General features: G+C 38.9%; 13 protein-coding genes. 10 read left to right on the top strand and 3 right to left on the bottom strand.

The annotated features are described in order from the left end of the window. Window positions 1-103: 103 nt before the first annotated feature. From tatA to tatC, 3 genes are read left to right on the top strand one after another with little or no spacing between them, the layout of a single operon-like run. The gene (gene tatA / locus DK861_RS06270; RefSeq protein ID WP_006535549.1) at window positions 104-373 is read left to right on the top strand and encodes a twin-arginine translocase TatA/TatE family subunit; all 270 of its coding nucleotides are present in this window, start codon (window positions 104-106) and stop codon (window positions 371-373) included. Window positions 374-376: 3 nt separating this feature from the next. Next, a complete protein-coding gene (gene tatB / locus DK861_RS06265; protein ID WP_109399588.1) occupies window positions 377-892 on the top strand; it encodes a Sec-independent protein translocase protein TatB in 516 nt (171 codons plus the stop codon). Between the two features lie 3 nt (window positions 893-895). After that, window positions 896-1,684, top strand: a complete 789-nt coding sequence (gene tatC, locus DK861_RS06260; protein ID WP_072064497.1) for a Sec-independent protein translocase subunit TatC — start codon at window positions 896-898, stop codon at window positions 1,682-1,684. A 61-nt stretch (window positions 1,685-1,745) separates the two neighbouring features. On the opposite strand, the gene rfaH is transcribed toward tatC, so the two are convergent. Continuing rightward, window positions 1,746-2,246: a transcription/translation regulatory transformer protein RfaH gene (rfaH, locus tag DK861_RS06255; protein ID WP_109399587.1), complete on the bottom strand. Its 501-nt coding sequence runs from the start codon at window positions 2,244-2,246 to the stop codon at window positions 1,746-1,748. Window positions 2,247-2,533: 287 nt separating this feature from the next. On the opposite strand from rfaH, the gene pepE reads away from it, so the two are divergent. From pepE to fre, 3 genes are all read left to right on the top strand, one after another. Beyond that, window positions 2,534-3,259 carry a dipeptidase PepE gene (gene pepE / locus DK861_RS06250; protein WP_006535545.1) on the top strand — a complete coding sequence of 242 codons (726 nt, stop codon included), beginning with the start codon at window positions 2,534-2,536 and terminating at the stop codon, window positions 3,257-3,259. A gap of 120 nt (window positions 3,260-3,379) precedes the next feature. Then, window positions 3,380-4,849, top strand: a complete 1,470-nt coding sequence (gene ubiD, locus DK861_RS06245; protein WP_036914642.1) for a 4-hydroxy-3-polyprenylbenzoate decarboxylase — start codon at window positions 3,380-3,382, stop codon at window positions 4,847-4,849. Window positions 4,850-4,864: 15 nt separating this feature from the next. Then, window positions 4,865-5,566, top strand: a complete 702-nt coding sequence (gene fre, locus DK861_RS06240) for an NAD(P)H-flavin reductase (protein WP_109399586.1) — start codon at window positions 4,865-4,867, stop codon at window positions 5,564-5,566. A gap of 149 nt (window positions 5,567-5,715) precedes the next feature. On the opposite strand, the gene fadA is transcribed toward fre, so the two are convergent. Beyond that, on the bottom strand, window positions 5,716-6,879 hold the full coding sequence (fadA, locus tag DK861_RS06235) for an acetyl-CoA C-acyltransferase FadA (RefSeq protein WP_109399585.1): 1,164 nt from the start codon (window positions 6,877-6,879) through the stop codon (window positions 5,716-5,718). Between the two features lie 11 nt (window positions 6,880-6,890). Further along, window positions 6,891-9,071 (bottom strand): fatty acid oxidation complex subunit alpha FadB, encoded by a 2,181-nt coding sequence (fadB, locus tag DK861_RS06230; protein WP_109399584.1) that lies wholly within the window; start codon window positions 9,069-9,071, stop codon window positions 6,891-6,893. A 267-nt stretch (window positions 9,072-9,338) separates the two neighbouring features. On the opposite strand from fadB, the gene pepQ reads away from it, so the two are divergent. From pepQ to hemG, 4 genes are read left to right on the top strand one after another with little or no spacing between them, the layout of a single operon-like run. Continuing rightward, window positions 9,339-10,673 carry a Xaa-Pro dipeptidase gene (gene pepQ, locus DK861_RS06225; protein WP_072064492.1) on the top strand — a complete coding sequence of 445 codons (1,335 nt, stop codon included), beginning with the start codon at window positions 9,339-9,341 and terminating at the stop codon, window positions 10,671-10,673. Beyond that, window positions 10,673-11,293, top strand: a complete 621-nt coding sequence (locus DK861_RS06220; RefSeq protein ID WP_109399583.1) for an IMPACT family protein — start codon at window positions 10,673-10,675, stop codon at window positions 11,291-11,293. Before pepQ ends, DK861_RS06220 begins: the two co-directional genes overlap by 1 nt. A 25-nt stretch (window positions 11,294-11,318) precedes the next feature. Continuing rightward, on the top strand, window positions 11,319-12,770 hold the full coding sequence (trkH, locus tag DK861_RS06215) for a Trk system potassium transporter TrkH (protein ID WP_072064491.1): 1,452 nt from the start codon (window positions 11,319-11,321) through the stop codon (window positions 12,768-12,770). 20 nt (window positions 12,771-12,790) lie between these two features. After that, complete coding sequence (hemG, locus tag DK861_RS06210) at window positions 12,791-13,321, top strand: menaquinone-dependent protoporphyrinogen IX dehydrogenase (protein ID WP_072064490.1); 531 nt, start codon at window positions 12,791-12,793, stop codon at window positions 13,319-13,321. Window positions 13,322-13,465: the final 144 nt, after the last annotated feature.

The following is a 13,465-nucleotide window of genomic DNA, read 5'->3' as shown; positions in this document are numbered from 1 at the left end:
GAGCAAGTTAAAAGATGAATTCGAGATTCCCGAAAATTGAATTCGTTGTATATAATGGGCACTGTTATTAAGTATAACCCCGAAAATAGTTGAGGAACATAAAATGGGCGGTATTAGCATTTGGCAATTACTTATCATTGCTGTCATCGTTGTTTTATTATTTGGTACAAATAAACTGCGCACATTGGGCTCAGATTTAGGTGCATCAGTAAAAGGCTTTAAAAAAGCGATTGGTGATGAAGCTGCAGATAAAGACACCAACAACGCTGAAAAAACAAATAACGACGCAGATTTTGATACTAAAAATTTAGCGCAGAAGACTTCAACAGAAGAGAAGTCTACAACTGAGAGCAAAAACAAAGAGCAGGTATAAACCGTGTTTGACATTGGTTTTAGTCAGCTGCTATTGGTCATGGTGATTGGTCTTGTTTTTCTGGGGCCAGAACGTTTGCCCGTAGCAGTAAAAACAATTGCTGGCTGGGTAAGGGCGCTACGCTCTTTGGCTGCGAATGTGCAAAATGAACTGACTCAAGAACTAAAACTTCAAGAACTCCAAGAGAGCTTGAAAAAAGTTGAAGAGAAAGCGAATTTACAAACATTATCACCAGAGCTGAAGGCGTCTATGGATGAGTTAAAAGAGGCTGCACAGTCTTTAAAACAAACTTATCAAGCACCTACAACGCCAGATCCCACTAAAGAGCAGTCTGTAAAAACCGACTCTACGGAACCTTCACCTTCTGATTTAGCCGCACTTGCTGAAGCTAATGAAGTTAATGATGATGCTAATCGCCATAAACCTGTGGCAGAAAGTGTTACAAAGACAGAAGTTCCTGTTACTCAGCCAGTAACAATAGAGAAAAAAATAACTGATCAGGTCAATGGTGAGCATTAAAACATGGCAGTAAATGATACCCAACCGCTGATCAGCCATTTAATAGAATTACGCAAGCGTTTGATGTATAGCTTGGTGTCAGTTCTTGTGGTTTTTTTAGCGCTGGTTTATTTTTCTAACGATATCTATCAATTAGTCTCGGCTCCATTACTTGATAAGTTGCCACAAGGGTCAAATATGAGTGCGACGGATGTTGCCTCTACATTTTTGACTCCGATTAAATTGACAATCATGGTATCCGTTTTTGCTTCTGTACCTGTTATTCTTTATCAGGTATGGGCTTTCATCGCACCAGCATTGTATAAACACGAACGTCGCTTAATGCTGCCATTACTTGTTTCAAGTACAGTATTATTCTATCTCGGTATGGCGTTTGCTTATTTTGTTGTGTTCCCTCTTGCGTTTGGTTTCTTTGTTAATACAACCCCAGAAGGGGTTAACTTTATTCCAGATATCAGTAAATATCTCAGCTTCGTGATGACGCTCTTTATGGCGTTTGGTGCGGCGTTTGAAGTACCTATTGCGATTATTTTACTGTGCTGGAGTGGTGTAACAACACCCGATGCGTTAAAGAAAAAACGTCCTTATATTCTTGTGGGTGCCTTTGTTGTTGGTATGGTATTGACACCTCCAGATGTTTTCTCTCAAACCTTATTAGCAATACCTATGTACTTACTGTTTGAAATTGGTGTCATGGTATCGCGTTTTTATGTGGGTAATGGCCGAAGAAAAACACCTGAAGAAGAAGCTGAAGAAGCAGAGGCGGAAGCTGAAACAGAGCAACAAAAATAATTTTAGAAACAATTTTCTAAAATCATATGATATTAGCCCAGCAATAGCTGGGTTAATTTTTTTAGGGGGACTCTTTTTTAAATTCTTTATTACTCACTGATTTTTTCACTTCGCTATTTAATATATTTAAAAGCAAAATTGAGCGAGCCTCACCATCAGGCTCTTGATATATAGCTTGGAGCCCTTGAAAAATACCCTCTGTAATTAACACACTATCACCACTATGAGGTACATTTTCTTCACTGTAAGAGAGAGTAGAAAGCTGAGGTATCTGCAGTGTATCAATCACATCTTGAGGCACTGTGACAGGATATTTCCCAAAGCGAACAAACGAGCTCACTCCACGTGTTGAGTTAATGGTCGTGGTATGGATCACTTCAGGATCAAACTCGATAAAAAGGTAATTAGGAAAAAGAGGCTCGGTTACCGCAGTGCGCTTTCCTCTTACTATTTTTTCTATGGTTACGATCGGTGTGAAACAGCCCACTTGCTGACGTTCTAAGTGTTCGATAGCACGAGGGATTTGTCCTCGTTTACAATACAGCAAGTACCAATTTTTCATAGTAGAGACAATAAGTTAGTTGATTTTAATTTACGAAATAATAGCAAATTTATCGTTGAGGTAACAGCTATCTATTGAGGTTAAATAAAAAATAGTTTAACGCGATCTTATACTAGAAAAAAATAGAAAAGCTGTGTTCATACGCAATAAAAGAGGTCATTTTTGTTAGTTTCAATTGGATCTCAGATAGAGGTAACAAGTTGACAAAAAAGTGATGGTAAAAACAAGAAAAAGCTTTCAAGATAATTATCTTAGAATTTTATTCATAATTATAAAGAGGTTCTGTAATGGAAGTTTTTTTATTAAGTAACGGAAAAATTGCCGGGGATCCACGTTGGTTAAGTTATGCAAAAGATAATATCGATAGCATGATCAAAAAACGTGGTATTCGTTCTGCTGTATTAATTGCCTATGCTGTTATTCGTTCTGATCATGACCAACGTGCTCGTGATTTATCAGAAGTGTTAGGTATTGAAGTGACTTGTATTGAGCATTTCGACTCAGAAGTTGATGCAATCAATAATGCGGAATGTATTTTAGTTAGCGGTGGTAATACTTGGTTATTAAACCAAATGTTGCATGAAAAAGGATTAGTTGTTCCTATTCAACGAGCTGTCCGTGAACGTAATATTCCTTATATTGGTTGGAGCGCAGGTTGTAACGTTGCAACCCCGACAATTCGTACCACTAATGATATGCCAGTACGTTCCTCTGTTATTATGCCATCGCTTGGTTTATTCCCTGTTCAAATTAACCCACATTATATTGATGCTTCTATTAGTGGCCATATGGGTGAAACACGCGATGAGCGTATTGCCGAGTTTTGTGCTATTAACCCTGAAGAGATTGTTGTGGCTATCCGTGAAGGTAGTTACTTACATATTCAAGGTGAAGAATTACATTATTACAGCGCTAAAAATGAAGGTTTTAAAATCTTCCAACATGGAAAAACATTCCCTGAACAGTTTGATACAAAATTACTTTCAGAGTGGGTTCCATTCCGCTGTTTATAAGTATCGTGAATGTTACTAAATAAAAAGCATTGCATTTTAGTGAGTTATGCGTTTAGCTTATAGCGTCTCAAAGAGGGCATTGTCCCTCTTTTCTTTCACTCACTGGCTCGTAAGATTATGATGAAATACCGCGATTTAAGAGATTTCCTTTCATTACTAGAAGAAAAAGGTGAATTAAAACGTATCACCTATGAAATAGATCCCTACCTTGAAATGACCGAAATAGCGGACAGAACTTTACGTGCCGGTGGGCCAGCACTGTTGTTTGAAAATCCTAAAGGGTATGATATGCCAGTGCTTTGTAACTTATTTGGTACACCTGAGCGTGTGGCAATGGGAATGGGGCAAGATGATGTTAAAGCCTTACACGAAGTTGGAAAGTTATTAGCTTTTCTAAAAGAGCCTGATCCTCCGAAAGGTTTTCGTGATCTCTTCGATAAGTTACCTAAATTTAAGCAAGTTTTAAATATGCCAACAAAACGCTTAAGTAAAGCACCTTGTCAGGAAGTCGTTTTAACGGGTGATGATGTTGATTTAACAAAGATCCCCGTTATGCATTGTTGGCCTGAAGATGCAGCACCTTTGATTACTTGGGGATTAACGGTAACTCGTGGCCCATTAAAAGAGCGCCAAAATCTGGGTATTTATCGCCAGCAAGTGCTGGGTAAAAATAAAGTGATTATGCGCTGGTTATCGCATCGTGGTGGTGCGTTAGATTTTCAAGAATGGTGTCAAAAACATCCCGGCGAGCGATTTCCTGTATCTGTGGCATTAGGAGCTGATCCTGCCACTATTTTAGGTGCCGTAACACCAGTACCCGATACATTATCTGAATATGCATTTGCTGGATTATTACGGGGTAATAAATCAGAAGTTGTAAAATGCCTATCCAATGATCTTGAAGTGCCAGCAAGTGCTGAGATTATCCTTGAAGGTTACATTGAACCAGGCGAATTAGCCCCAGAAGGGCCATATGGCGATCACACTGGATATTATAATGAGATTGACTCTTTTCCTGTGTTTACCATTACGCATTTAACGCGCCGTAAAGATGCAATTTATCACTCCACCTATACAGGGCGCCCACCCGATGAACCCGCAGTATTAGGTGTTGCATTGAATGAAGTGCTTGTTCCGATATTACAAAAACAGTTTCCTGAGATTGTAGATTTTTATTTACCCCCTGAAGGATGTTCTTACCGTTTAGCCGTTGTGACAATGAAGAAACAGTATGCGGGTCATGCTAAACGCGTAATGATGGGGGTTTGGTCTTACTTACGGCAATTTATGTACACAAAATTTGTGATTGTTTGCGATGATGATGTCAATGCAAGAGATTGGAAAGACGTGATTTGGGCAATCACGACCAGAATGGACCCTGCGAGAGATACCATTATGATGGAAAATACGCCTATTGATTATCTCGACTTCGCTTCACCTGTTTCAGGATTAGGATCAAAAATGGGTCTTGATGCGACCAACAAATGGCCTGGTGAGACAGATAGAGAATGGGGTAGACCTATTGTGATGTCTGATGAAGTTAAGCAACGAGTCGATACTATTTGGGAACAGCTCGATATTCTTAAATAATAACAGAGGAACAACATGGCAATACTGAATTGTAAAGTCTCACTTGTTGAGCCGATGACAGATACGGTTTATCGGGTAAGGCTATTACCCGATGGCGAATTTGATTTTCAGGCTGGGCAATATCTTTTAGCCGTTATGGATGAACGTGATAAACGCCCTTTTTCTATTGCATCTATACCTGAAAATAAAGACTTTATTGAACTTCATATTGGTGCGTCTGAACTCAATCTTTATGCGATGGCAGTACTTGATGTGATATTAGAAAAACAGCAGCTTACCATTGATATTCCTCATGGAAATGCGTGGTTTAAAAAAGAGAGTCAACGTCCTTTACTATTAATTGCTGGCGGTACGGGATTTTCTTATACCCACTCAATTTTATTGGCTGCATTAGCTGAAAACCCACAACGCTCTATTACGATTTATTGGGGGGGAAGAGAAAGCGTTCACCTCTATGACCTTAATGAATTACAAGAATTATCAGAATTGTATCCATCTTTAACGGTCGTGCCTGTAGTCGAGCAACCGGATGAAAATTGGCGAGGTCGAAAAGGTACGGTATTAACGGCGATAAGCGAAGATTTTGGCGATTTATCAGAATATGATATTTACATCGCAGGGCGTTTTGAGATGGCTAAAATTGCCAGAGATCGTTTTTGTAATGAGCGCAATGCAGATAAAACACGCTTATTTAGTGATGCTTTTGAATTTATCTGATAAAACGATAATATCCCATCATTTGTTATTATTTTCGTTTTTAAAACCATAAAAAAACCCGCCCCTGACGGCGGGAAAATGGTTTCTAACCATGCAATCGAAGTGAATACTTTCCCAACGATAAGAATGTGGATAGACAGAATGCCGTATTAAACACGTTCTATAATCGTTGCAATACCTTGTCCTAATCCAATACACATTGTGGCTAAGCCAAACTGCGCATCTTTACGCTCCATAATATTTAATAATGAAGTAGTTATTCGAGATCCAGAGCAACCTAAAGGATGTCCTAAGGCAATCGCTCCACCATTTAAATTAATTTTGTCATCAATACTATCGAGTAAATTCATTTTCTTCATGCAAGCTAATGACTGTGCGGCAAAAGCTTCATTTAGCTCAAAAATATCAATATCACCTAATGTTAATCCTGCTTTTTTCAATGCGATTTCTGTTGCAGGAACTGGGCCATAACCCATAATTGCGGGATCACACCCTGTAACAGCCATAGCACGAATAACAGCTCGAGGCTTTAAATTGTGCTCTTTAGCATAACGTTCACTGGTAATAAACATCGCTGATGCGCCATCCGAAACTGCGGATGAATTTCCGGCTGTTACAGAGCCTGTTGCGGGATCAAATACAGGTTTCAGTTGTGCTAAATCATCAAGACTTGGGTTATAACGAATAACTTCGTCATTTTTGACATTGATGAAATTACCTGCTGCATCATGACCATTGATAGCCACTATCTCATTATCAAAATAGCCTTGCTGTGTTGCAATCGCGGCTAAATGGTGTGAGCGATAAGCAAATTTATCTTGCTCTTCGCGTGAAATTTGGAATGACTTTGCTAGCATTTCTGCTGTTAAGCCCATGGAAAATGAGGCTTTAGCAACAGAAAGATTAAGAGATGGATTAAAATCTGCATTATAAGTCATTGGCACATGACCCATATGTTCAACACCACCAATTAATGCCACTTGGCTATCACCAAGCATAATTTGGCGAGCGCCATCATGTAATGCTTGCATTGATGAACCACATAAGCGATTAACCGTGACAGCCGGCACTTTATGAGGAAGTTCGGCTAATAATGCAGCGTTACGTGCAATATTGAAACCTTGTTCTAAGGTTTGCTGTACGCAACCCCAAATTACATCACCAATATCATTAGGATTAATATTAGGATTACGTTTTAGTAGTGCTTGCATCAGGTGAGCAGAGAGGTTTTCTGCTCTAACATGGCGAAAAGCACCGCCTTTAGAGCGTCCCATAGGAGTACGAATACCATCAATTATGACAACCTTTTCCATTTCATCTCTCCTTAAGCGAGTTCTCTGATGTTAACATCTACTTTTGCGGGTTTTGGATAATAGGTTTCGTTGTGTTGCGCTTTTTGTTTTAAGCTTTCAGGGATTTGATAGAGTGGCCCTAATGACGCATATTGTTGTGCATCTGCAACAAATTTCGCTGTTCCAATAGTATCGAGGTAACGGAATACACCACCATGGAAAGGAGGGAAGCCTAAGCCATATACTAGTGCGATATCAGCTTCGGCTGGTGAAGCAATAATGCCTTCATCTAGACAACGAATAACTTCATTGATCATTGGGATCATCATGCGAGCGATAATTGCGTCTTGGCTAAACTCTTGTGTTTTGCCTGCATTTTGCTGAATAAGCGTTTGAATTTGACCATCAACAGATTTCTGTTTTTTACCCCGTTTATCAACAGAGTAATTATAGAAACCATGATTATTTTTCTGACCATATCGCTGTTGCTCATATAAAAGAGCAATAGCATCTCGCTCAATCGTCCCCATTCTGTCAGGGAAACCTTGAGCCATAACAGCTTGAGCATGATTAGCTGTATCAATACCCACAACATCAAGTAAATAAGCTGGACCCATTGGCCAACCAAATACTTTTTCCATCACCTTATCAACAGCAATAAAATCAGCACCGTCTCTTAGTAATAGAGAAAAACCCGCAAAATAAGGAAAAAGGACTCTGTTTACAAAGAAGCCGGGACAATCATTAACGATGATCGGTGTTTTTCCCATTTTGCTTGCATAACTCACAATACGGTTAATGGTCTCTTCACTGGTTTTTTCACCTTTAATAATTTCCACTAAAGGCATGCGATGGACAGGATTAAAGAAATGCATACCACAGAAATTTTCTGGGCGCTTTAAGGATTTTGCGAGCAATGAGATAGGTATCGTTGAGGTATTGGAAGCAAGGATCGCGTTATCGGCTAATAATGCTTCTGTTTCAGCAAGTACAGTTGCTTTTACTTTTGGGTTTTCAACAACGGCTTCAACCACAATATCGACATCGCTGATAGCGGCATAATTTAGTGTTGGTTGAATAGAGGCGAGCGTTTTTGCCATATCTACAGCACTCATTCGACCTTTTTCTTGACGTTTTTGTAGCAGGCTTAACGCTTCATTCATTCCCAGCTCAAGGGATTTTTGGTTAATATCCTTCATGACAACAGGGATACCTTTTAAGGCAGATTGGTAGGAAATCCCACCGCCCATGATCCCCGCACCTAATACAGCAGCCTGTTTAGGCAATTCGGCATGCCGTTTTTTTGTGATATTTTTGACGTACTGATCATTAAGGAAAATACCAACTAAGGCTTTTGCAACATCAGTACGTGTGAGCTTAACAAAGTTTTCAGTTTCGAGAGCCAGCGCTTCATCTCTATTTAGGAAGGCTGCTTTTTCAATCGTTTTTACTGCGGTGATAGGCGCAGGATAGTGAGGGCCTGCTACTTTCATCACCATACCTTTAGCCACACTGAAAGACATTTTGTGTTCAAGCTCTGTCAGTCTTAATGGCGCTGTTTTTGGATGACGTGCTGCTTTCCAATCAATTTGACCATCAATCGCTTGTTCGATTAATGAAATAGCACTCTCTTTTAAATTTTCTAAAGGAATAATTGCTTGAATTAATCCATTTTGAAGTGCTGTTTGAGCATCAATATCCTTACCGGTAGTAATAATTTCTAATGCATTATCGACACCGATCAAACGAGGAAGACGTACTGAACCGCCAAAGCCCGGCATGATCCCCAGTTTTGTTTCCGGCAAACCGATACGTAAATCAGGAGAAGCAATACGAAAATCAGTAGCAAGGACGCACTCACAGCCGCCACCAAGTGCATAGCCATTGATAGCGGAAATAGTAGGAACAGGTAAGTCTTCAAGTCGACTAAAAATCTGATTAGAGAAATGTAGCCACTGAGTCAATTCTTCTTCAGGGGCATCAAATAGGGACAGAAACTCAGTGATGTCAGCACCGACAATAAAGGCAGGTTTTTCAGAACGTAAAATAACACCTTTTAGATCTTGTGTTGCCTCTAATACGGTTAAAGCTTCGCTTAGCATCGCAACTGTTTTGGTATCTAATTTATTAATAGAGCCTTTGGCGTTAAAAACGAGTTCAACAATACCTTGTTTCACCCAATCGACTTGAATATTTTCGCTTTGATAGAGCATTTGTATTCTCCCTAAAAGTATAGACTGGTATGACCAGATAGTGAGAGTGTGAATACAATGTTAAATAAATGCAAATTATTGATTAAAAAACTGCAAAGGGGATCACAGTGAAATTATTTAACTTATTGAATTTTATATTGTTGCTCTATTTGATAAAAATAAGTGAAATAAATCGCTAATAATCTATTTTTGTTATGGTGTTAGCCACTAAAAGAGTTGGCGTGTTAAGCTGAATCATTAACAATGAATAAGATAAGGTAATTAATAATGGAAAAATTGCTCTCTCTGTACCAAGAACATATCAAAACTCTACAAAATCGTACTCGTGATGCTTTATCCAGACACCATCTTGATTCTGTATTAATTCATTCTGGTGAACCTATCCGTGTTTTCCTTGATGACAGTGATTATCCTTTTAAAGTGAATGCTCACTTTAAAGCATGGGTGCCTGTAACAGATGTACCACATTGTTGGTTATTAGCGGATGGCGTTAATAAACCTAAATTATGGTTCTATTCTCCTGTTGACTATTGGCACAGTGTTGAAGCTTTACCAAGTAGCTATTGGACGCATGAAATTGAGTTAATTCATCTCAAAAATGTTGATGATATTCAAAAAGAGTTAGCACCTTATATTAATAAAAATACCGCTTATATTGGCCCAAATACACAGCGAGCAGAATCATTAGGTGTGAGTATTGATAATATCAACAAGCAATCTCTTCTTGATTATTATCATTACTATCGTGCCTATAAAACAGGTTATGAATTAGCTTGTATGCGTGAAGCACAAAAAATGGCTGTCAACGGGCATATTGCCGCTCGAGAAGCTTTTCAAGCGGGATTAAGTGAGTTTGATATTAATATGGCGTATTTAATGGCTACGGGTCATCGTGATACCGATGTTCCTTACGGTAATATTGTCGCTTTAAATGAACATGCCGCTGTTTTGCATTACACAAAATTAGATCATGAATCACCGGATGAATATCGTAGTTTCCTTATTGATGCAGGGGCTGAATATAATGGTTATGCTGCTGATATAACTCGTACTTATAGCGCAAAAGAAAACCATGAATTTACTTCATTAGTTAAAGATATGAATGATGCACAACAATCGCTGATTGCAACAATGAAAGCGGGTGTGCGTTATACTGAATACCATGTTCAAATGCATCAACGTATTGCTGGGCTACTTAATAAGTACGGTATTGTTAAAGGCGTGAGTGAAGAAGAGATGGTAAGTGCTGGGTTAACCACACCATTTTTACCTCATGGTTTAGGGCATGCTTTAGGTCTGCAAGTTCATGATGCGGCAGGATTTATGCAAGATGATAAAGGAACTCATTTAGCGGCTCCTGCAATGTATCCATTCTTACGTTGCACTCGTATTGTTGAACCAGGCATGGTATTAACCATTGAACCTGGATTTTACTTCATCGATTCTTTATTAGAGCCTTGGAAAGAAGGAAAATACAGTACTCATTTCAATTGGAAGCTTATTGAGCATTTCAAACCATTTGGTGGCATTCGTATTGAAGATAATATTATTATCCACGATAACAAAATTGAAAATATGACCAGAGACTTACACTTAGCCTGATGAAAGCGTATTTGATCCCCGCTGAAACTGTAGAATTCAGTGAAGAAATAAAGAAGAGTCGTTTTATTACATTTATTGCTCACACTGAAGGTATTGATTCAGCAAAAGCTTATATCCAGTCTATCAAAGAGCAATTTCCTGATGCCCGACACCACTGTTGGGCTTTTGTTGCAGGAAGGCCCGATGATTCACAACAGTTAGGTTTTTCTGATGATGGTGAGCCAACAGGTACGGCGGGGAAACCTATTCTTGCACCTCTTTTAGGGAGTGGGATGGGAGAAGTTACCGCCGTGGTTGTTCGGTATTTCGGTGGGATCAAATTAGGAACCGGTGGGTTAGTTAGAGCTTATGGTAGTGGCGTTCAACAAGCATTAAAGCTTTTGCCAACAAAAACGAAAGTGCCACAGTTACGTTTTAGTGTAGCGTGTGAATATTCACTTGTTTCATTACTTGAACAAGTCGTTGAACAATATCATGGGCAAGTACTTTCAAGTGAATATACTGATAAAGTTACTTTTATACTTTCATTGCCTGCAGTGCATAGCGGCGAAGTTGAAGTTAAACTACGTGATATAAGTCGTGGCAGTATGCAATTAATCCCGTTAGATAAAAATGAATAATCTTTGCTATCAAGGAAATCGCTAAATGCATTTTCGTTCAATAACCCGTATTGTCGGACTGCTTGTTATCTTATTTTCTGTCACGATGATCATTCCTGGTATTGTCGCACTAATATATCGAGATGGTGCAGGGCGTGCATTTAGCCAAACATTTATTGTAGCGTTGATCATTGGGTTAATGCTGTGGATCCCCAACCGACATAAAAAAAGTGAGCTTAAACCTAAAGAAGGTTTTTTGATTGTTGTCTTATTTTGGACAGTACTGGGTAGTGTTGGGGCATTGCCGTTTATCTTTTCTGAACAACCTCATCTTTCTATTACCGATGCCTTTTTTGAATCATTCTCAGGACTAACTACAACAGGTGCCACAACGCTTGTAGGGCTAGATTCATTACCTAAAGCTATTTTGTTTTATCGACAAATGCTTCAATGGTTAGGGGGGATGGGGATCATTGTCTTAGCTGTCGCTATTCTTCCTCTTTTAGGTGTTGGGGGAATGCAGCTCTATCGTGCAGAAATGCCGGGGCCATTGAAAGATAATAAAATGCGACCTCGAATTGCAGAAACAGCAAAAGCACTTTGGCTTATCTATGTTTTATTAACGATCATTTGTGCTTTAGCATTATGGATTGCAGGCATGGATGTGTTTGATGCAATTTCTCATAGTTTTTCAACTATTGCGATTGGTGGATTTTCTACTCATGATGCCAGTATTGGTTATTTTAATAGTCCAACCATTAACATCATTATTGGTGTATTCCTTCTGATCTCTGGTTGTAACTTTGGTTTGCACTTTGCTGTACTAACGGGAAGAAGTTTAAATATCTATTGGCGTGATCCTGAATTTCGTATGTTTATCTCAATTCAATTGGGATTGGTCATTATCTGCAGCGGTATTCTTTGGCTTTATTCTGTATATGATTCTGGATGGATAACGATAAATCAGGCCTTTTTCCAAGTTGTTTCTATGGCGACAACAGCGGGCTTTGCCACGGATAGTTTTGCACAATGGCCTGCATTTTTACCTCTTCTATTATTATGTTCGGCATTTATTGGTGGTTGTGCGGGATCAACCGGCGGGGGATTGAAAGTCATTCGTATCTTGCTTTTATTTCTACAAGGCAATCGTGAATTAAAACGTCTTGTTCACCCGAATGCAGTTTATACCATCAAACTTGGTCACCGAGCATTACCCGAACGTATTATTGAAGCCGTGTGGGGATTTTTCTCTGCTTATGCATTGGTATTTATTATTAGTTTAATGTTGTTGATAGCGACAGGCGTTGATGAATTCTCTGCATTTTCTGCTATTGCTACCACATTAAATAATCTTGGTCCTGGATTAGGTATTGTCGCTGACAACTTCACGACAATGAATCCAGCGGCAAAATGGATATTGGTTGTAACAATGTTATTTGGACGACTAGAAGTTTTCACACTATTGGTTTTATTTACCCCAACGTTTTGGCGTGATTAACCTAATACAAGGAGTAATGTATGAGCGCGCTATTATTGTATTGTAGTACTGATGGTCAAACTAAAAAGATAATGACACAAATCGCAAATGAATTAAGACAACACGGTCATGAATGCGATGTGAGAGATTTAACCTCTGTTCAGCAGAGTTTAAATTTATCTGCTTATAATAAAGTTTTAGTGGGTGCTTCTATTCGTTATGGTTACTTTAATAAAGCTCTCGATAAATTTATCACTCGTCATCTTGTTCAATTGAATAGCATGCCGTCCGCATTCTTTGGCGTTAATCTTACGGCAAGAAAAGCAGAAAAGAATACACCTGAGACGAATGCTTATATGCGTAAGTTTCTAGATAAGACTCCATGGAAGCCAACGTTAACGGGTGTATTTGCTGGTGCACTTTTTTATCCTCGCTATAAATGGATTGATAGAGTCATGATCCAGTTAATTATGAAGATGACTAAAGGTGAAACGGATCCTACAAAAGAAATTGAATATACAGATTGGAATAAAGTAAGCGAATTTGCGACGCATTTTGCCAAAATTGAGTGATATTTAATCTTTTTTGTGGGGTTTTTATACGTCTTGTTGGAGTTTTGACCGAACAGAAAATTATTTTAAAAAAACACTTGCGCTAATCCGAGATCTCCCTATAATGCGCATCCACTGACCGGCGATGAGCAAACAACAAGCCAC

This window comes from Proteus sp. TJ1640 (genome assembly GCF_003144445.1).
GTDB lineage: Bacteria > Pseudomonadota > Gammaproteobacteria > Enterobacterales > Enterobacteriaceae > Proteus > Proteus penneri.
This window is presented reverse-complemented; position numbering and strand designations above follow the sequence as displayed.

Coding starts and splice junctions, on each gene's coding strand:
- tatA (WP_006535549.1), top strand. CDS start 104: ATGGGCGGTATTAGCATTTGGCAATTACTTATCATTGCTGTCATCGTT.
- tatC (WP_072064497.1), top strand. CDS start 896: ATGGCAGTAAATGATACCCAACCGCTGATCAGCCATTTAATAGAATTA.
- rfaH (WP_109399587.1), bottom strand. CDS start 2,246: ATGAAAAATTGGTACTTGCTGTATTGTAAACGAGGACAAATCCCTCGT.
- pepE (WP_006535545.1), top strand. CDS start 2,534: ATGGAAGTTTTTTTATTAAGTAACGGAAAAATTGCCGGGGATCCACGT.
- ubiD (WP_036914642.1), top strand. CDS start 3,380: ATGAAATACCGCGATTTAAGAGATTTCCTTTCATTACTAGAAGAAAAA.
- fre (WP_109399586.1), top strand. CDS start 4,865: ATGGCAATACTGAATTGTAAAGTCTCACTTGTTGAGCCGATGACAGAT.
- fadA (WP_109399585.1), bottom strand. CDS start 6,879: ATGGAAAAGGTTGTCATAATTGATGGTATTCGTACTCCTATGGGACGC.
- fadB (WP_109399584.1), bottom strand. CDS start 9,071: ATGCTCTATCAAAGCGAAAATATTCAAGTCGATTGGGTGAAACAAGGT.
- pepQ (WP_072064492.1), top strand. CDS start 9,339: ATGGAAAAATTGCTCTCTCTGTACCAAGAACATATCAAAACTCTACAA.
- DK861_RS06220 (WP_109399583.1), top strand. CDS start 10,673: ATGAAAGCGTATTTGATCCCCGCTGAAACTGTAGAATTCAGTGAAGAA.
- trkH (WP_072064491.1), top strand. CDS start 11,319: ATGCATTTTCGTTCAATAACCCGTATTGTCGGACTGCTTGTTATCTTA.
- hemG (WP_072064490.1), top strand. CDS start 12,791: ATGAGCGCGCTATTATTGTATTGTAGTACTGATGGTCAAACTAAAAAG.